This window comes from Streptomyces sp. NPDC090077 (assembly GCF_044747545.1).
GTDB lineage: Bacteria > Actinomycetota > Actinomycetes > Streptomycetales > Streptomycetaceae > Streptomyces.
The window spans coordinates 225,559-243,346 of sequence record NZ_JBIVEG010000011.1 but is presented as its reverse complement, the minus strand read 5'-3'; the positions used below and the strand labels follow the sequence as shown (position 1 = coordinate 243,346).

Annotated in this window: 16 protein-coding genes; 14 read left to right on the top strand and 2 right to left on the bottom strand. The window is 73.0% G+C overall.

What is annotated here, in order from left to right; all coding sequences use genetic code 11:
- Nucleotides 1-238 precede the first annotated feature (238 nt).
- The 3 genes from ACIPW5_RS20610 to ACIPW5_RS20600 all read left to right on the top strand — a co-directional run bounded on the left by ACIPW5_RS20610 (nt 239) and on the right by ACIPW5_RS20600 (nt 3,077).
- Nucleotides 239-895: a trimeric intracellular cation channel family protein gene (locus ACIPW5_RS20610; RefSeq protein ID WP_401246710.1), complete on the top strand. Its 657-nt coding sequence runs from the start codon at nt 239-241 to the stop codon at nt 893-895.
- 59 nt (nt 896-954) lie between these two features.
- Nucleotides 955-1,806, top strand: a complete 852-nt coding sequence (locus ACIPW5_RS20605) for a thioesterase family protein (protein ID WP_401246707.1) — start codon at nt 955-957, stop codon at nt 1,804-1,806.
- A gap of 107 nt (nt 1,807-1,913) precedes the next feature.
- Nucleotides 1,914-3,077 (top strand): cysteine desulfurase family protein, encoded by a 1,164-nt coding sequence (locus ACIPW5_RS20600; protein WP_401246704.1) that lies wholly within the window; start codon nt 1,914-1,916, stop codon nt 3,075-3,077.
- On the opposite strand, the gene ACIPW5_RS20595 is transcribed toward ACIPW5_RS20600, so the two are convergent.
- A complete protein-coding gene (locus ACIPW5_RS20595) occupies nt 3,070-3,741 on the bottom strand; it encodes an N-acetylmuramoyl-L-alanine amidase (RefSeq protein WP_401246701.1) in 672 nt (223 codons plus the stop codon). The genes ACIPW5_RS20600 and ACIPW5_RS20595 overlap by 8 nt on opposite strands.
- A 68-nt stretch (nt 3,742-3,809) precedes the next feature.
- Here ACIPW5_RS20595 and mnmA point away from each other — a divergent pair, with 68 nt between their 5' ends.
- Nucleotides 3,810-4,949 carry a tRNA 2-thiouridine(34) synthase MnmA gene (mnmA, locus tag ACIPW5_RS20590; protein ID WP_401246700.1) on the top strand — a complete coding sequence of 380 codons (1,140 nt, stop codon included), beginning with the start codon at nt 3,810-3,812 and terminating at the stop codon, nt 4,947-4,949.
- On the opposite strand, the gene ACIPW5_RS20585 is transcribed toward mnmA, so the two are convergent.
- Nucleotides 4,946-5,878: an NADP-dependent oxidoreductase gene (locus tag ACIPW5_RS20585; RefSeq protein WP_401246697.1), complete on the bottom strand. Its 933-nt coding sequence runs from the start codon at nt 5,876-5,878 to the stop codon at nt 4,946-4,948. The two genes, mnmA and ACIPW5_RS20585, sit on opposite strands and share 4 nt — an antisense overlap.
- A gap of 125 nt (nt 5,879-6,003) precedes the next feature.
- Between ACIPW5_RS20585 and ACIPW5_RS20580 the strand changes: the two genes are divergently transcribed.
- From ACIPW5_RS20580 to gatB, 10 genes are all read left to right on the top strand, one after another.
- A complete protein-coding gene (locus ACIPW5_RS20580) occupies nt 6,004-7,008 on the top strand; it encodes a GlxA family transcriptional regulator (protein ID WP_401246696.1) in 1,005 nt (334 codons plus the stop codon).
- Nucleotides 7,009-7,096: 88 nt separating this feature from the next.
- Complete coding sequence (locus ACIPW5_RS20575; RefSeq protein WP_401246694.1) at nt 7,097-7,441, top strand: DUF1330 domain-containing protein; 345 nt, start codon at nt 7,097-7,099, stop codon at nt 7,439-7,441.
- Nucleotides 7,442-7,508: 67 nt separating this feature from the next.
- Entirely contained in the window at nt 7,509-8,198 is a 690-nt protein-coding gene (locus tag ACIPW5_RS20570; RefSeq protein WP_401246691.1) for an SDR family oxidoreductase, read from the top strand.
- Nucleotides 8,195-9,178 (top strand): methionine synthase, encoded by a 984-nt coding sequence (locus ACIPW5_RS20565; RefSeq protein ID WP_401246690.1) that lies wholly within the window; start codon nt 8,195-8,197, stop codon nt 9,176-9,178. Before ACIPW5_RS20570 ends, ACIPW5_RS20565 begins: the two co-directional genes overlap by 4 nt.
- Nucleotides 9,179-9,209: 31 nt before the next feature.
- Nucleotides 9,210-11,420 carry an NAD-dependent DNA ligase LigA gene (ligA, locus tag ACIPW5_RS20560; RefSeq protein ID WP_401246687.1) on the top strand — a complete coding sequence of 737 codons (2,211 nt, stop codon included), beginning with the start codon at nt 9,210-9,212 and terminating at the stop codon, nt 11,418-11,420.
- 384 nt (nt 11,421-11,804) lie between these two features.
- Nucleotides 11,805-14,000 carry a putative bifunctional diguanylate cyclase/phosphodiesterase gene (locus ACIPW5_RS20555; RefSeq protein WP_401246685.1) on the top strand — a complete coding sequence of 732 codons (2,196 nt, stop codon included), beginning with the start codon at nt 11,805-11,807 and terminating at the stop codon, nt 13,998-14,000.
- A gap of 212 nt (nt 14,001-14,212) precedes the next feature.
- Nucleotides 14,213-14,509 (top strand): Asp-tRNA(Asn)/Glu-tRNA(Gln) amidotransferase subunit GatC, encoded by a 297-nt coding sequence (gene gatC, locus ACIPW5_RS20550; RefSeq protein WP_266842456.1) that lies wholly within the window; start codon nt 14,213-14,215, stop codon nt 14,507-14,509.
- 5 nt (nt 14,510-14,514) lie between these two features.
- The gene (gene gatA, locus ACIPW5_RS20545) at nt 14,515-16,014 is read left to right on the top strand and encodes an Asp-tRNA(Asn)/Glu-tRNA(Gln) amidotransferase subunit GatA (RefSeq protein WP_401246682.1); all 1,500 of its coding nucleotides are present in this window, start codon (nt 14,515-14,517) and stop codon (nt 16,012-16,014) included.
- The gene (locus ACIPW5_RS20540) at nt 16,011-16,256 is read left to right on the top strand and encodes a hypothetical protein (protein ID WP_401246679.1); all 246 of its coding nucleotides are present in this window, start codon (nt 16,011-16,013) and stop codon (nt 16,254-16,256) included. The genes gatA and ACIPW5_RS20540 overlap by 4 nt, the downstream gene beginning before the upstream one ends.
- 16 nt (nt 16,257-16,272) lie before the next feature.
- Complete coding sequence (gene gatB, locus ACIPW5_RS20535; RefSeq protein ID WP_401246677.1) at nt 16,273-17,784, top strand: Asp-tRNA(Asn)/Glu-tRNA(Gln) amidotransferase subunit GatB; 1,512 nt, start codon at nt 16,273-16,275, stop codon at nt 17,782-17,784.
- Nucleotides 17,785-17,788 lie beyond the last annotated feature (4 nt).

Below are 17,788 nucleotides of genomic sequence, written 5' to 3'. Positions count from 1 at the left end.
CCGGGCTGCGCCCGGACCCCTACGGCGCTACCGCGCCCGCGCCTCAAACGCCGGCGGGGCTGATTTCAGCCTCGCCGGCGTTTGAGGCGCGGGGTCTGGGGCGGAGCCCCAGGGAACGGGCGAAGGGCGGGTAGGGGACCCAGCCCCGCGCAGCGGCTGCCCGCACCCGCGGCCGCCCACCGCAGCGGCAGCGCAGAGGCTGGACGCCACCACCCCGCCGCCGGGCGACAATGGCGGGGTGCTCCACGATCTCTTCCCGCCCGGCATCCAGCACGCCCTGGACCTCGCGGGCATCTTCGTCTTCGCCACCGCCGGCGCCCTCCTCGCGGTCCGCAAGAACTTCGACGTCTTCGGCATCTGCGTCCTCGCCCTCGTCACCGCCCTCGGCGGCGGCCTCCTGCGGGACCTCTGCATCGGTGCCGTCCCGCCCGCGGCCTTCGGCGAGCTCAGCTTCTTCGTCACCCCCCTGATCGCCGCCGCGTTCGTCTTCTTCCTGCACCCCGAGGTCCAGCGCATCAACCGCGCCATCAACGTCTTCGACGCCGCCGGCCTCGGGCTGTTCTGCGTGACGGGCACGACCAAGGCCTACGAGTACGGCCTCGGTCTGACCGCCTCCGCCGCGCTGGGCCTGGCCACGGCCGTCGGCGGTGGTGTGCTGCGCGACGTCCTCGCCAACGAGGTGCCCTCGCTGCTGCGCGACCGCGAGATGTACGCCGTGCCGGCCGTCGTCGGTGCCTCGATGGTGGCCGTGTTCATCGGGTTCGAGATGCTCAACCCCCTGACCACCGCCATCGCCATCGTCACCACCTTCGTGCTGCGGCTGCTCGCCATGCGTTACCACTGGCGGGCCCCGCTGGCCTGGAACCGCCGCTCCTCGGTGTCCGAAGAGGTGTAGGTGCGCCCCCGGCAAAGAAAAGCTACCGCTTAGTAGCTTGCCGGTGTACCGTCGTTCGCATGTCTTACGCAGCGGCCCAGGCCTCCATCGGCGACAGCGAATTCGACCGCGACACCACCGTCACCGCCCGCGCGGGCGAGCCCGGGGTGTACGACGCGGAGCTGTCCGCCGGGTGGACGATCATCACCGCCGTCAACGGCGGCTATCTGCTGGCCCTGGTCGGCCGGGCCCTCGCGGCGGCCCTGCCGCACCCGGACCCCTTCACCGTGTCCGCCCACTACCTGACCTCCTCCGTGCCCGGCCCCGCCGTGATCCGCACCGAGGTGGTCCGCGTCGGCCGCACCCTCTCCACCGGCCAGGCCTCGCTGTTCCAGTACGACGAGAACGGCGCCGAGGTCGAGCGGATCCGCGTCCTCGCCTCGTACGGGGACCTCGCCGCGCTCCCGGACACCGTGCACACGGTGGCCCGCCCGCCGGCCATCCCGGCGTACGAGGACTGCCTCGGCGCCGAAGCCGGCCCGGCCCCCATCCCCGGCAGCAGCGCGATCGTCGACCGGCTCCGGCTCCGCCTCGACCCGGCGACCGCGGGCTGGGCGGTCGGCGCCCCCTCCGGCAAGGGCGAGATGCGGGCCTGGTTCGAGCTGGCCGACGGCCGTGACGCCGACCCGCTGTCGCTGCTGCTCGCGGTGGACGCCCTGCCGCCGACCGCCTTCGACCTCGGCCTGCTGGGCTGGGCCCCGACCGTCGAGCTCACCACGCACATCCGCCACCGCCCGGCCCCGGGCCCGCTGCGGGTGGGCATCGTCACCCGCAACCTGGCCGGGGGCTTCCTGGAGGAGGACGCCGAGGTCTGGGACTCCACGGACCGCCTGGTGGCCCAGTCCCGCCAGCTGGCCCGCGCCCCGCGCTAGGGGGTGTCCGAGGGGGCACCGGGTCGCACAGGGGGCGGCCCGGTGGTCCGACCAACCACCCCCGGACGGGAACCGGCGCGGCGGCGGACTCGTAGAATCAAAAAATCATGGCCTACCTCGACCACGCCGCGACCACGCCGATGCTCCCGGAAGCCGCTGCGGCGATGACCGCGCAGTTCTCCGCCACCGGCAACGCGTCCTCCCTGCACGCCGCCGGCCGCCGGGCCCGCCGTACCGTCGAGGAGGCCCGCGAGTCCCTCGCCGAGGCGCTCGGCGCGCGCCCGAGCGAGGTGGTGTTCACCGCCGGCGGCACCGAGGCCGACAACCTCGCCGTCAAGGGCCTCTACTGGGCCCGCCGCGACGCCGACCCGGCCCGCAGGCGTGTGCTCGCCAGCCCCGTCGAGCACCATGCCGTCCTCGACGCCGTGCACTGGCTCGCCGAGCACGAAGGGGCCGAGGTCGAGTACCTGCCCGTCGACCGCTACGGCCGCGTGCACCCCGAGGACTTCCGGGCGGCCCTCGAACGCAACCCCGACGACGTCGCCCTCGCCACCGTGATGTGGGCCAACAACGAGATCGGCACCGTCATGCCGGTCCGCGAACTCGCCGCCGTCGCCCGGGAGTACGGCGTACCCCTGCACTCCGACGCCGTCCAGGCCTTCGGGCAGCTCGACGTCCGCTTCGGCGACAGCGGCCTCGCCGCCATGACCGTCAGCGGCCACAAGGTCGGCGGACCCTACGGCATCGGCGCGCTGCTCCTCGGCCGCGACCAGACACCCGTCCCGGTCCTGCACGGCGGCGGCCAGGAGCGGCACGTCCGCTCCGGCACCCTCGACGTGCCGGCCATCGCCGCCTTCGCCGTGGCGGCCGCGCTCGCCGCCGAGCGGCGCGAGCGCTTCGCGGCCGAGGTCGGCGCCCTGCGCGACGAGCTGATCGCGGCCGTGCTGGCCGCCGTCCCCGACGCCGTCCTCGGCGGCGACCCGCAGGACCGGCTGCCGGCCAACGCCCACTTCAGCTTCCCCGGCTGCGAGGGCGACTCCCTCCTGCTGCTGCTGGACGCCCAGGGCATCGAGTGCTCCACCGGCTCCGCCTGCACCGCGGGGGTCGCCCAGCCCAGCCACGTCCTGCTGGCGACGGGCACGGACCCGCGGCTGGCCCGCGGCACCCTGCGGTTCTCCCTGGGCCACACCTCCACCCAGGCGGACGTGGCCGCGGTCGCCGCCGCGATCGGCCCCGCGGTGGAACGCGCCCGCACCGCCGGCCTCAGCTAGCGGCCCCGGCCCCGAGCTCCTGCCCGACCATGCGGACGTAGCGGTCCCAGTCCCAGTGCGGGCCCGGGTCCGTGTGGTCGGCGCCCGGGACCTCGTCGTGCCCCAGGATGTGCTTCCGGTCCGCCGGTATGCCGTACCTCCGGCAGACGTCGGCGGCCAGCCGCGCCGAGGCCGCGTACATGGCGTCGGTGAAGTCCCGGGGGCGGTCGACGAAGCCCACGTGCTCGATGCCGATGCTGCGCTCGTTCATGTCGCGGTTCGCCGCGTGGAAGGCCACGTCCAGCTCGCGCACCATCTGCTCCACATGGCCGTCCTGGCGCACTATGTAGTGCGCCGACGCCTTGTGGAACGGGTTCTTGAAGGCGTCGACCGAGGACTCGAAGCCGCCCTGTGTGACATGGACGACGATCCGGTCCACCCGGTAGTCGTCGGGCCGGTCCGCCAGCCGCCAGTTCGCCGGCGAGGCCGCCGTCCAGTTCGCGCCCGCGTAGTCGAGCTCGCCCTCCTTGCGCGGCTTGGACACCCCCGGCAGCAGCCACCAGGCCCGCCCGATCTCCTCACGGGCCGCGAACCCCGCCGCCGCGATGACCCCCAGCCCGCCCAGCAGCACCGCCCGCCTGGTCCGGCGCGGCCCCTCGGGCCCCTTCTCCACCTGCTCGGTCATGTGATCCACCCCCCACAGCCGATAACGCGCTGTGACCCCGCCGGGTTCCCCGTACCCTGGATGGTGCTATGACTGAGAACCTGCCGCGCACCGCCCGCCCCCTCCGTGTCCTGGCCGCCATGTCCGGCGGCGTGGACTCCGCCGTCGCCGCCGCCCGCGCCGTCGAAGCCGGGCACGACGTCACCGGGGTCCACCTGGCGCTCTCCGCGAACCCGCAGTCCTTCCGGACCGGCGCCCGCGGCTGCTGCACCATCGAGGACTCCCGCGACGCCCGCCGCGCGGCCGACGTCATCGGCATCCCCTTCTACTGCTGGGACCTCGCCGAGCGCTTCCGCGAGGACGTCGTCGAGGACTTCGTCGCCGAGTACGAGGCCGGGCGCACCCCGAACCCCTGCCTGCGCTGCAACGAGAAGATCAAGTTCGCGGCGCTGCTCGACAAGGCCCTCGCCCTCGGCTTCGACGCCGTCTGCACCGGCCACTACGCCACCGTCGTCGAGAACGCCGACGGCTCCCGCGAGCTGCACCGCGCCTCCGACATGGCCAAGGACCAGTCGTACGTCCTCGGCGTCCTCGACGAGAAGCAGCTGGCCCACGCCCTCTTCCCGCTCGGCGACACGATCACCACCAAGGACGAGATCCGCGCCGAGGCCGAGCGCCGGGGCCTGGCCGTCGCCAAGAAGCCCGACAGCCACGACATCTGCTTCATCGCCGACGGCGACACCCAGGGCTTCCTCGCCCAGCGCCTCGGCAAGGCCGAGGGCGACATCGTCGACGAGGCCACCGGAGAGAAGGTCGGCACCCACGAGGGCGCCTACGGCTTCACCATCGGACAGCGCAAGGGCCTGCGCATCGGCCACCCGGCCCCCGACGGCAAGCCCCGCTACGTCCTCGACATCTCCCCGGTGAACAACACCGTCACCGTGGGCCCCGTCGAGGCCCTCGACGTGACCGCCCTCACCGCGATCCGCCCCCGCTGGTGCGGCTCCACCCCCGCCGCCCCGGGCACCTACACCGCGCAGCTGCGCGCCCACGGCGGCGAGACCGAGGTCTTCGCCGAGGTCGTGGACGGCGAGCTGCGCGTCACCTTCACCGAGCCGGTCCGCGGCGTGGCCCCCGGCCAGGCCATCGTGCTCTACGACGACACCCGCGTGGTCGGCTCCGCCACCATCGCGACGACGACCCGCGCGGCGGCCGGCGCCACCGCTTAGGCCGTCTGGACGACCGTCAGGACGATCTTGCCGGTGGTGCGGCCGAGCTCGCCGATCTCGTGCGCCCGCGCGGCCTCGGCGAGCGGCAGCACCGTCTCCACCAGCGGCTTCAGCGCGCCGGAGTCGGCCAGCGCCGCGATCTCGCGCAGCCCCAGCCGGTCCGGCTCGACCAGCACCCAGTCCGCGCGGAAGCCGCGGGTGTCGGCCGGGACGTCGTCCGGGCCCGGCAGGGTGACCAGCCGGCCGCCCTCGCGCAGCACCGAGAGGGAGCGTTCGGCGACCTCGCCGCCGAGGCCGTCCAGGACCACGTCCACGTCCGCGACGACGTCCTCGAACGCCACGGCCCGGTAGTCGACCACCTCGTCCGCGCCCAGCGAGCGCAGCAGCTCGTGCTTGCCCGCGCTGGCCGTGCCGATCACGTACGCGCCGCGCGCCTTGGCGATCTGCACCGCCAGGTGTCCGACGCCGCCGGCCGCCGCGTGCACGAGGACCCGCTCGCCCGGACGCACGTCCGCGGTGTCCACCAGCGCCTGCCAGGCCGTCAGCGCGGCCAGCGGCAGGGCGGCGGCCTCGACGTGGCTCAGCGAGGCGGGCTTGGCCGCCAGCTGCCGGGCGGGGGCGACCACGTACTCCGCGTAGCCGCCGGCCTGCCGGGGGAAGAGCGGCATGCCGTACACCTCGTCGCCCGGCCGGAAGACGGTCGTGCCGGGGCCCACGGCTTCGACCGTGCCCGAGACGTCCCAGCCGACGATCGGGGTCCCGCCCCAGGTGATCAGGCCGCCGCTGGCCCGGGTCTTCCAGTCGACCGGGTTGACGCCGGCCGCGTGGACGCGGACGAGGACCTCGCCCAGACCGGGTTCCGGCCGCTCGACGTCCCGCTCGACGAGGGTCTCGGGGCCGCCCCACTCGTTCACGACGATCGCACGCATCTCTACTGCCTCTTTCCCACTGATTCCGTACTTTTCCGGGGCTTGCCCGGTGACATCACTCAGATTCGGGCACCGCGCACCACCGTGGTGTTGGCCGTCCGGCCACTATCTGACAGGATCTGGCCATGAGCGCACACCCCGACGGAAGCGGCCCGCACGGCAGGCACCTGATCGCCGTGCTCGCCCTCCCCGGCTTCCCGCCCTTCGAGCTGGGCATCCCCCCGCGCGTCTTCGGCGAGGCCGTGGACGAGGACGGCCGGCCCCTGTACGAGGTCGTCGTCTGCACCGCCGACGGCGGGCCCGTCCTCAGCGACTCCGGCTTCACGCTCCAGCCCGCCGCGGGCCCCGAGGCCCTCGCCGCCGCCGACACGGTGATCATCCCGCCCACCCACGCCATGCCCGACCTGGCGCGCGGCGGCCCGCTGCCGCCCGCGGTGGCCGCCGCCATCGCCGGGATCCGCCCCGGCACCCGGCTGGTCTCCATCTGCACCGGCTCGTACGTCCTCGCCGCCGCCGGGCTCCTCGACGGCCGCCCCGCCACCACCCACTGGAACCTCGCCCCCGAGTTCCGCCGCGCCTACCCCCGGGTCCGCGTCGACGAGGAGGTCCTCTTCGTCGACGACGGCGACGTGCTGACCTCCGCCGGCGTCTCCGCGGGCGTCGACCTGTGCCTCCACCTGATCCGCCGCGACCACGGCGCCGCCGTCACCAACCGGGCCGCCCGCATGTGCGTCGTCCCGCCCTGGCGCGACGGCGGGCAGGCCCAGTTCATCGACCGCCCGGTGCCCGAGCCCACCGTCGCCACCACCACCGCCACCCGCGCCTGGGCCCTGGAACGGCTCGACGAGCCGATCTCCCTCGCCGAACTCGCCGACCACGCCCGGATGAGCCTGCGCACCTTCACCCGGCGCTTCCGCGACGAGGTCGGCATGACCCCCGTCCAATGGCTCACCGCCCAGCGCCTGGAGACCGCCCGCCAGCTCCTGGAGTCCAGCGACCTCCCCGTCGACCTCGTCGCGCACCGCTCCGGCTTCGGCACCGCCAACTCCCTGCGCCAGCACATGCGCGCGTCCGTCGGCGTCTCCCCGATCGCCTACCGCCGCACCTTCCAGCCCGCCGCCCGGCCATGACCTCCGAGGTAATCGCCACGCCCGCCGCCCGCTGACAGGATCGGATCAGCGGCCGGGACCACCCGGCACACCGACAGGGGAGGCCCACATGACCGCGTACGCCATCGCCCACCTGCACCAGCCGACCCTCAACGAGGACGTCCTGCACTACATCGAGCGGATCCAGGCCACCATGGACCCCTTCGGCGGCCGCTTCCTCGTCCACGGCAAGGAGGTCGAGGTCCTGGAGGGCCCCTTCCCCGGCACGGTCGTCGTCATCGGCTTCCCCGACATCGAGCGGGCCCGCGCCTGGTACGCCTCCGACGCCTACCAGGCCATCCTCCCGCTGCGCACCGAGCACATCCCCGGCACCGCCTTCCTGGTCGAGGGCGTCCCCGCCGGCTACGACGCCACCGGGACGGCCGGCGCCCTGCGCGAGGCCGCCGGACTCTGACCACCCGCCCGCGGCGGGCCGCGGACCACGGCGGCGACGGGCCCCCGGCGGATGCGAGCATGGCGGTATGCCTACTCACCTGATCACCGGTGCCGGATCCGGCATCGGCGCCGCCGTCGCCGCCCGCCTGCACGCCCGCGGCGACGACCTCGTCCTGCTCGCCCGCGACGCCGCCCGCGCCCGGCAGCTCGTCGAGCGCTACCCGGGCGCGCGGACCCTCGTGGGCGACCTGTCCGACCCCGACCGGCTCTCCTGGGCGTTCTCCAAGCAGCCCGTGCCCGAGCGGATCGACTCCCTGCTCCACATCGCCGGGATCGTCGACCTCGGACCGGTGGGGGAGCTCCGCCCCAAGACCTGGCACCAGCAGCTCAACGTCAACCTGATCGCCCCCGCCGAGGTCACCCGGCTGCTGCTGCCCACCCTGCGCGCCTCCCAGGCCACCGTCGTCTTCGTGAACTCCGGCGCCGGCCTCACCGCCCACGCCGACTGGAGCGCGTACGCCGCCTCCAAGCACGGGCTGAAGGCCCTCGCCGACTCCCTGCGCGCCGAGGAGAAGGCCAACGGCATCCGCGTCACCTCCGTCTACCCCGGCCGCACCGCCAGCCCCATGCAGGCCAAGGTGCACTCCCAGGAGGGCAAGGAGTACGACGCCGAGCGCTGGATCGACCCCGAGTCCGTGGCGACGACCATCGTCATGGCCGTCGACCTGCCGCGCGACGCCGAGGTCAACGACCTGTCCGTCAGGCCCGGCCGATGACCGCCGGCGCCACCGGCGTCGGTTCGCTGCCCGGCGGTGACGCCCGGGAGGCCGCCAAGACCGCCACCGGCTCCTTCGAGGACTTCCCGTACCTGCCCGAGCTGCCCGCGCGCGGGCCCGGCGCGGACATGATCGGCCGCTCCCTGGGGCTGCTCGTCGACCTGTACGCCCACGTCGAGCCCAGCGGCTGGCGGATCAGCGACCGCCCCGGCCGCGACACCCGCCGCGCCCGCTCCTGGCTGGGCGAGGACCTCGACGCCCTGGAGGAGTTCACCCAGGGCTACACCGGCAGGCTGAAGGTCCAGGCCGTCGGCCCGTGGACGCTGGCCGCCGCCCTCGAACTGCACGGCGGCGAAGCCGTCCTCCAGGACGCCGGAGCCTGCCGCGACCTCGCCGCCTCCCTCGCCGAGGGCCTGCGCGACCACCTGGCCGACGTGCGCAAGCGCGTCCCCGGCGCCGAGATCGTGCTCCAGTACGACGAGCCGTCGCTCACCGCCGTCCTGCGCGGCCGGGTGCGCTCCGCCAGCGGCTACCGCACCTACCGGGCCGTCGACCGACAGGTGGTCGAGAGCACCCTGCGCGACCTCTTCGCCGTCCACGACGGGGACGTCACCGTGCACTCCTGCGCGCCCGAAGTCCCCTTCGCGCTGCTGCACCGGGCCGGTGCCGCAGGAGTCTCGTTCGATTTCTCCCTGCTCACCGAGCGCGAGGACGACGCCATCGGCGAGGCCGTCGAAGGCGGCCTGAAACTGTTCGCCGGAGTGGTGCCGGGCACCGATGCCCCGTTGTCGGACCCGGGCGGTAGCGTCATGGGTGTCAGGAAGCTCTGGCGCAGGCTGGGACTGGCCCCGGGGACTCTCGCCGAGTCCGTCGTGGTCACCCCGTCGTGCGGTCTGGCGGGTGCCTCGCCCGCGTACGCCCGCGCGGCGCAGGCCCATTGCGTCAGGGCGGCGAGGTCGCTCGCCGACAACCCTGAGTGACGGTCGAGCACGGGCCACGGGAGGACACGGCATGGCAGCCGAACAGCAGGACACGGCAGTACCGACGGCGGTGCGCGAGCAGCACCAGCTGCTCGCCGAGCAGGTCGAGGAGCACCGCTTCCGGTACTACGTGAACGACCAGCCGGTCGTCAGCGACGCCGAGTTCGACCGGCTGCTGCGCTCGCTGGAGGCCCTGGAGGAGCAGTACCCCGAGCTGCGCACGCCCGACTCGCCCACCCAGAAGGTGGCCGGGGCGTACGAGACGGACTTCGCCTCCGTCGAGCACCGCGAGCGGATGCTCTCCCTCGACAACGCCTTCGACGACGAGGAACTGTCCGCCTGGGCCGACCGGGTGGCCCGGGACGTGAACACCCCGGACTACCACTACCTGTGCGAGCTCAAGGTGGACGGCCTCGCCGTCAACCTCACCTACGAGAACGGCCGCCTCACCCGCGCCGCCACCCGCGGCGACGGCCGCACCGGCGAGGACATCACGCCCAACGTCCGCACCATCGCCGAGATCCCGGACCGCCTCAAGGGGGACCGGGTCCCGGCCCTCGTCGAGATCCGCGGCGAGGTGTACTTCCCGATGGAGAAGTTCGAGGAGCTCAACGCCCGGCTCGTCGAGACCGAGGGCAAGCCCTTCGCCAACCCGCGCAACGCGGCGGCCGGTTCGCTGCGCCAGAAGGACCCCAAGGTCACCGCGAGCCGCCCGCTGCACATGGTGGTGCACGGCATCGGCGCCCGCGAGGGCTTCGACATCGAGCGCCAGTCGCAGGCCTACGAGCTGCTGCGCGAATGGGGCCTGCCCACCGCCCGGCACAACGAGGTCGTCTCCACCCTCGCCGAGGTGCGCGCGTTCATCGCCCGCTTCGGCGAGAACCGGCACTCCGTGGAGCACGAGATCGACGGCGTCGTCGTCAAGCTGGACGAGATCGCCCTCCAGGGCCGCCTCGGCTCCACCGCCCGCGCCCCGCGCTGGGCCATCGCCTGGAAGTACGCCCCCGAAGAGGTCAACACCAAGCTCGTCGACATCAAGGTCGGCGTCGGGCGCACCGGGCGCGTGACCCCGTACGCCCAGGTGGAGCCGGTGACGGTGGCCGGCTCCGAGGTCGAGTTCGCGACCCTGCACAACCAGGAGGTCGTCAAGGCCAAGGGCGTCCTCATCGGGGACACCGTCGTCCTGCGCAAGGCCGGCGACGTCATCCCCGAGATCCTCGGCCCCGTGGTGGACCTGCGGGACGGCAGCGAGCGCGCGTTCGTCATGCCGGCCCGCTGCCCCGAGTGCGGGACGGAGCTGCGCCCGATGAAGGAGGGCGACATCGACGTCCGGTGCCCCAACGGGCAGACCTGCCCCGCGCAGCTGCGCGAGCGGATCTACTACCTGGCCGGCCGGCAGAGCCTGGACATCGAGAACTTCGGCATCGTCGCGGCCGCCGCGCTGACCGGACCGCTGGAGCCGGCGCAGCCGCCGCTGCTCGACGAGGGCGACCTGTTCGACCTCACCATCGAGCAGCTGCTGCCCATCAAGGCGTACGTCCTGGACCAGGACAGCGGACTGCCCAAGCGGGACCCGAAGACCGGCGAGGAGAAGATCGTCACGGTCTTCGCCAACCAGAAGGGCGAGCCGAAGAAGAACGCCCTGGCCATGCTGGAGAACATCGCGGCCGCCAAGGACCGCCCGCTGGCCCGGATCATCAACGGCCTGTCGATCCGGCACGTCGGCCCCGTCGCCGCCGAGGCCCTCGCCCGCGAGTTCCGCTCGATCGAGCGGATCGAGCAGGCCACCGAGGAGGAGCTGACCGCCACCGAGGGCGTCGGGGCGATCATCGCCGCCTCGCTCAAGGAGTGGTTCGCCGTCGACTGGCACCAGGAGATCCTGCGCAAGTGGCGGGCCGCCGGCGTGCGCATGGAGGAGGAAGGTTCCGCCGAGGAGGAGGGGTCGCGCCCGCTGGAAGGCCTGACCGTGGTCGTCACCGGCACCCTCCTGAACCACACCCGCGACGGGGCCAAGGAGGCCCTCCAGAGCCGCGGGGCCAAGGTCACCGGCTCGGTGTCGAAGAAGACCTCCTTCGTCGTCGTCGGCGACAACCCCGGCTCGAAGTACGACAAGGCCGTACAGCTGGGGCTCTCGATCCTCGACGACGCCGGCTTCGAGGTGCTCCTCGAACAGGGCCCCGAGGCCGCGCGCGGGGCCGCGCTCCCGCTGGAGGGCGCCGCCGCGGCCGAGGACGCGCAGTAGCCCGCAGGGGGAGTCGTCCAGGGGTCGGCGGAGGCGAACGGATGCATGGCGTGCGGCCGTACGGGCGGGCGCACGCCGGGCGCGGCCGCCGGTGGCAAACGGCCGGTACACGGCTGGTCGCGGGGCCACGAGCTGTCGGATCATCGGACGGGTGACAGGGGGGTCCTGGTCCAAACTCACCCGTTCGGCGGATACCGTACTGATGAGGATGGCTGGGCCGCATTCGGGCAACCACCGCCGACAGCTGCCCCTGGGAGCCTCTCGCGTCCTACTGTTGTGGGGTGCGCCTGTCGTGCGCGGCTGCCTGATGCGCTTTCAGCCGTGATGGCATGACATCGGGGCCATCGCGTGGCATCGGCATCGCCGGCTGTGAGAGGGACGGGCATGAAACCCACCGAAAGCGCCGACCCGTCACCTGAATCCGGCGGGGAGCTCCCGCCCGTACGGGCGGGCCGGCTCGGTGTCCTGGGTGCCAGGACACCGCAGACCCGCGCCCTCGACACGGGACCGGGCGGACCGGGACAGGCCCGGCGCACCGCGCTGCCCCTCGCCCTCGTCGGCCTCGCCGCCGTGGTGCTCGCCGCCGGCATCGCCTCCGCACTGACCGACCGTCAGGCCCTCTTCCCCGGCGGCCCCGTGGGGTGGGGACTCGCCCTGCTCACCGGCATCATCGTCGGCCACCTCGTCGCCCTGGGCCGGGACCGCTGGTGGGGCGGCACCGGATCCGGTGCCGCGCTCACCCTCGGCGTCCTGCTCCTCTACGGCTGGATCCCCGCCGGACTCGTCTCCCTGGCCGTGGTCTCCCTCGTCGGGGCCGCGCGCCGGCAGCGCTGGCGCCAGGGCCTGCTGCACGGCTCCGTCGACATCCTCGGCATCGGCGCCGGGGCCCTCGTACTCGCCGCCTTCGGCGACGCGCCGAGCGTCGAGCAGCCGTGGCTGCCCGTGGACTGGGACCTCGCGGCCGCCCCCGAAGTGGTCCTCGTCGCCCTCTCCTACCTGCTCGTCACCCGGATCCTGCTGTGGTTCGCGCTCACCCCGCGCGGCGGCGGGCTGCCCACCGTGGCCCGCGCGACCATCCTGCGCCAGGCCCTGGTCGCCGCGGCCCTGCTCGGCATCGCCCCGCTGATCTGCGTGGTCGCCAGCACCCAGCCGGTGCTGCTGCCGCTGTTCGCCGTACCGCTCATCGCCCTCGACTCCACCCTGTGGATCGCCCGCGCCCGCGCCGAGGAGCAGCTGCGCGACCCGCTGACCGGGCTGCCGAACCGGCAGTGGCTGCTGGAGCGCGCCTGGTCCGCCCTGGACGAGGCCGAACGCCAGGGCACCCGGTCGGCCCTCGTGCTGATCGACCTGGACCGCTTCCGCGCCGTCAACGACACGCTCGGCCACCTCGCGGGGGACCGGCTGCTGCTCCAGATCGCCGAGCGGCTGCGCCAGGCGCTCCCGGCCGAGGCGGAGGCGGCCCGGCTCGGCGGCGACGAGTTCGCCGTGCTCCTGCCCACCACCGACTCGACCACCAGCGCCCAGCGCGTCGCCCGCAACCTGGTCGCCGAGCTCAGCTCCCCGCTGGACCTCGACGGCCTCACCCTGGTCCTGGAGGCCAGCGCCGGCCTCGCCGTCTTCCCGGACCACGCGCTCGACGCGGAGGGCCTGCTGCGCCGCGCCGACGTGGCCATGTACCAGGCCAAGCGGGACCGCACGGGCGTCGAGGTCTACGAGTCCAAGCGCGACAGCAACACCCCCGACCGGCTCGGACTCCTCGGCGACCTGCGCCGCGCCCTCGACGCCGGCGAAGTGGAACTCCACTACCAGCCGAAGGTCCGCTTCGACGGACAGGTGGCCGGCCTGGAAGCGCTGGTCCGCTGGGTGCACCCCGAGCGGGGACGGGTCCCTCCGGACGAGTTCATCGCGATCGCCGAGACCTCCGGGCTGATGCCGCACCTGACCGAGTACGTCCTGGAGACGGCCCTCGCCCAGGTCGCCCGCTGGCGGGCCCAGGGCCTGAAGGTCCCGGTCGCCGTCAACGTTTCGCCGCGCGACGTCCACACCCCCGGCTTCGCCGGAGCCGTCGCCGCCCGGCTGGCCCGGCACGGGGTCCCGGCGAGCGGCCTCCAGCTGGAGATAACGGAACACGTCCTGCTGGAGGACCCGCAGCGGGCGGCCGACACCATGGCGGGCCTCACGGGCCACGGCGTGAAGATGTCCCTGGACGACTTCGGCACGGGCTACTCCTCGCTGGTCCACCTGCGCCGGCTCCCCGTGAGCGAGCTGAAGATCGACCGCTCGTTCGTCGCCCGCCTCGCGGTGGACGCCCAGGACGCGGAGATCGTCCGCTGCACGGTCGACCTGGCCCACTCCCTGGGCCTGCTCGTGGTCGCCGAGGGCGTCGAGGACGACGAGACCTGGGAGCGCCTGCGCGACCTGGGCTGCGACGCCGTCCAGGGCTGGCTGGTCGCCGCCGCCATGCCGCCGCAGGAGGCCACCGCCTGGCTGCTGGCCCGCGGCGAACGCGGCTGGCGCCGCCCGGCGGACATCACCGCAGAACTCGCCGCCACGGCCTCCGCCGAAACCCCGGCGCCGTAGTCCCGGCGGCAGGGCGCGCGGGGTGAATCCGCGTACGGTGGGTGCCGTGGTCCCCGCCGTGCGCGGGGTCGATCCCGGCGATGAGCTCGACCGGTTCGCCGGTCGGCCGTGGTCCCCGCGAACGCGGGGATGAATATCTGGTGCGATGCGGGGCAACGGCGACCTCTAGGATTGGGGCTACGCCCAGAACTCCAACCCCAGAGGATCGCTGCATGCCTGGCATCACGCGCGAGGAAGTCGTTCACCTCGCTCGGCTGGCACGTCTGGAGCTGTCCGGCGAAGAGCTCGACCACTTCGCCGGACAGCTCGACGACATCATCGGCGCGGTCGCCCGCGTTTCCGAGGTCGCCGACCAAGACGTCCCGCCGACCTCCCACCCGCTGCCGCTGACGAACGTCATGCGCGCGGACGAGGTCCGTCCTTCGCTCACCCCCGAGCAGGCGCTTTCCGGCGCTCCCGCCCAGGAGCAGCAGCGTTTCAAGGTGCCGCAGATCCTGGGGGAGGACTAATCACCATGGCTGACATCAACATCATCAGGCTCACGGCCGCCCAGACCGCCGAGAAGATCGCCTCCGGCGAGCTCACGGCCGTCGAGGTCACCGAGGCCCACCTCGCGCGCATCGAGGCGACGGACGAGAAGGTCAACGCCTTCCTGCACGTCGACCGCGAGGGCGCGCTCGCCCAGGCGGCGGCCGTCGACGCCAAGCGCGCGGCCGGCGAGGAGCTCGGCCCGCTGGCCGGCGTCCCGCTCGCCCTCAAGGACATCTTCACCACCGTCGGGGTCCCGACCACCGTCGGTTCGAAGATCCTCGAAGGCTGGATCCCGCCGTACGACGCCACCCTGACGCGCAAGCTCAAGGAAGCCGGCGTCGTCATCATCGGCAAGACCAACATGGACGAGTTCGCCATGGGGTCCTCCACCGAGAACAGCGCCTACGGCCCCACCGGCAACCCCTGGGACCTCACGAAGATCCCCGGCGGCTCCGGCGGCGGTTCCGCGGCCGCACTCGCGGCCTTCCAGGCCCCGCTCGCCATCGGCACGGACACCGGCGGCTCCATCCGCCAGCCCGCCGCCGTCACCGGCACCGTCGGCGTGAAGCCCACCTACGGCGGCGTCTCCCGCTACGGCATGGTGGCCTTCTCCTCCTCCCTCGACCAGGGCGGCCCGTGCGCCCGTACGGTCCTGGACGCGGCCCTCCTGCACGAGGTCATCGCCGGCCACGACCCGCTCGACTCCACCTCCATCGACGCCCCGGTCCCGCCGGTCGTCGAGGCCGCCCGCAACGGCTCCGTCGCCGGCATGCGCGTCGGTGTGGTCAAGCAGTTCGCCGGCGAGGGCTACCAGGCCGGCGTCGTCCAGCGCTTCAACGAGTCGGTGGAGCTCCTCAAGGAGCTCGGCGCCGAGATCGTCGAGCTGGACTGCCCGTCCTTCGACCTCGCCATGGCCGCGTACTACCTGATCGCGCCGTCCGAGGCCTCCTCCAACCTGGCCCGCTTCGACGCCATGCGCTACGGCCTGCGCGTCGGCGACGACGGCACGAAGTCCGCCGAGGACGTCACCGCCCTGACCCGTGAGGCCGGCTTCGGCGACGAGGTCAAGCGCCGCATCATCCTCGGCACGTACGCGCTCAGCTCCGGCTACTACGACGCGTACTACGGCTCCGCCCAGAAGGTCCGCACGCTCATCACGAAGGACTTCGAGAAGTCCTTCGAGCAGGTCGACGTGATCGTCTCCCCGACGACCCCGACCACCGCCTTCGCCATCGGTGAGCGCACCGACGACCCGCTGGCGATGTACCTCGCGGACCTGTGCACCATCCCGACCAACCTGGCCGGCAACTCCGCCATGTCGCTGCCCTGCGGCCTGGCCCCGGAGGACGGTCTCCCGGTCGGGCTGCAGATCATCGCCCCGGCGATGAAGGACGACCGCCTGTACAAGGTCGGTGCCGCCGTCGAGGCCGCCTTCGTCGAGCGCTGGGGCCACCCGCTGCTTGAGGAGGCTCCGTCCCTGTGAGTTCCAGTGCACTGTCCAAGGCCAAGGGCTTCAAGAAGTCCAAGTCCGGCACCTACCTGTCGATCGGCACCACCGCTTTCGGTGCCATCAGCGTGATCAAGCAGGCCAAGAAAGCCCGCACCGACCACGACACGCTGAAGCTCGTCGACGCCGTCGTATCCGCCGCCGCCATCGTCACCGGCCTCGCGATCCTGTACCGCGAGCTGAAGCGCCTCGGCGACGACGACGTCCTGCTGGGCTGAGAGGGAAAGTTTCACCGTGACCACCTTCACCGAACTGCTGTCGTACGAGGACGCCCTCGCGTCGTACGACCCCGTCATGGGCCTCGAGGTCCATGTCGAGCTCGGCACCAGGACCAAGATGTTCTGCGGCTGCTCCACCGAGCTGGGCGCCGAGCCCAACTCGCAGACCTGCCCGACCTGCCTCGGTCTGCCGGGCTCGCTCCCGGTCGTCAACGCGATCGGCGTGGAGTCCGCGATCAAGATCGGTCTCGCGCTGAACTGCGAGATCGCCGAGTGGTGCCGCTTCGCCCGGAAGAACTACTTCTATCCGGACATGCCGAAGAACTTCCAGACCTCCCAGTACGACGAGCCCATCGCCTTCAACGGCTTCCTCGACGTGCAGCTGGAGGACGGCGAGATCTTCCGCGTGGAGATCGAGCGCGCCCACATGGAGGAGGACACCGGCAAGTCGCTGCACGTCGGCGGTGCCACCGGCCGCATCCACGGCGCGTCCCACTCCCTGCTGGACTACAACCGCGCCGGCATCCCCCTCATCGAGATCGTCACCAAGCCGATCGAGGGCGCCGGCGAGCGGGCCCCCGAGGTCGCCAAGGCGTACGTGGCCGAGCTGCGCGAGGTCATCAAGGCGCTCGGCGTCTCCGAGGCCCGCATGGACAAGGGCCAGATGCGCTGCGACGTGAACCTGTCGCTGCGCCCGAACGGCACGAAGGAATTCGGCACCCGCTCGGAGACGAAGAACGTCAACTCGCTGCGCTCGGTCGAGCGCGCGGCCCGCTTCGAGATCCAGCGCCACGCGGCGGTGCTCTCGTCGGGCGGTTCGATCGTGCAGGAGACCCGGCACTTCCACGAGGAGGACGGCTCCACCACGGCCGGCCGCATCAAGGACAACGCCGAGGACTACCGCTACTTCCCCGAGCCGGACCTGGTTCCCGTCGCTCCGGCCCGCGCCTGGGTCGAGGAGCTGCGCGCCGGTCTGCCGGAGATGCCGCGCGTGCGCCGCAACCGCCTCCGCGAGGAGTGGGGCGTCAGCGAGCACGACATGCAGTCGATCCTCAACGCGGGCGCGGTGGACTCCATCGTCGCCACCATCGAGGAGGGCGCCGACTCCACCGCCGCCCGCAAGTGGTGGATGGGCGAGCTGGCGCGCAACGCCAACGAGCAGGGCGTCTCGGTCGACGAGCTGCCGATCACCCCGGCCCAGGTGGCCCGGATCGCGGCCCTGGTCGCGGCCGGCGACCTGAACGACAAGCTGGCGCGTCAGGTCATCGAGGGCGTCCTCGGCGGCGAGGGCACCCCGGACGAGGTCGTCGACAAGCGCGGCCTGAAGGTCGTCTCGGACGAGGGTGCGCTGGGCGCGGCCGTGGACGAGGCCATCGCGGGCAACGCGGCCATCGCGGACAAGATCCGCGGCGGCAAGGTCGCCGCCGTCGGGGCCCTGGTCGGCGCGGTCATGAAGACCACCCGCGGCCAGGCGGACGCGGCCCGCGTCAAGGAGCTCATCCTGGAGCGCCTCGGCGTCGAGGGCTGAGCCC

Bases quoted from the DNA above. Each gene is read 5' to 3' on its own strand.
- ACIPW5_RS20595 (WP_401246701.1), bottom strand. From the start codon at position 3,741: ATGACCGAGCAGGTGGAGAAGGGGCCCGAGGGGCCGCGCCGGACCAGG.
- ligA (WP_401246687.1), top strand. From the start codon at position 9,210: ATGGCAGCCGAACAGCAGGACACGGCAGTACCGACGGCGGTGCGCGAG.
- ACIPW5_RS20555 (WP_401246685.1), top strand. From the start codon at position 11,805: ATGAAACCCACCGAAAGCGCCGACCCGTCACCTGAATCCGGCGGGGAG.
- ACIPW5_RS20605 (WP_401246707.1), top strand. From the start codon at position 955: ATGTCTTACGCAGCGGCCCAGGCCTCCATCGGCGACAGCGAATTCGAC.
- gatC (WP_266842456.1), top strand. From the start codon at position 14,213: ATGCCTGGCATCACGCGCGAGGAAGTCGTTCACCTCGCTCGGCTGGCA.
- ACIPW5_RS20570 (WP_401246691.1), top strand. From the start codon at position 7,509: ATGCCTACTCACCTGATCACCGGTGCCGGATCCGGCATCGGCGCCGCC.
- gatA (WP_401246682.1), top strand. From the start codon at position 14,515: ATGGCTGACATCAACATCATCAGGCTCACGGCCGCCCAGACCGCCGAG.
- ACIPW5_RS20565 (WP_401246690.1), top strand. From the start codon at position 8,195: ATGACCGCCGGCGCCACCGGCGTCGGTTCGCTGCCCGGCGGTGACGCC.
- ACIPW5_RS20575 (WP_401246694.1), top strand. From the start codon at position 7,097: ATGACCGCGTACGCCATCGCCCACCTGCACCAGCCGACCCTCAACGAG.
- ACIPW5_RS20600 (WP_401246704.1), top strand. From the start codon at position 1,914: ATGGCCTACCTCGACCACGCCGCGACCACGCCGATGCTCCCGGAAGCC.
- mnmA (WP_401246700.1), top strand. From the start codon at position 3,810: ATGACTGAGAACCTGCCGCGCACCGCCCGCCCCCTCCGTGTCCTGGCC.
- ACIPW5_RS20585 (WP_401246697.1), bottom strand. From the start codon at position 5,878: ATGCGTGCGATCGTCGTGAACGAGTGGGGCGGCCCCGAGACCCTCGTC.
- ACIPW5_RS20580 (WP_401246696.1), top strand. From the start codon at position 6,004: ATGAGCGCACACCCCGACGGAAGCGGCCCGCACGGCAGGCACCTGATC.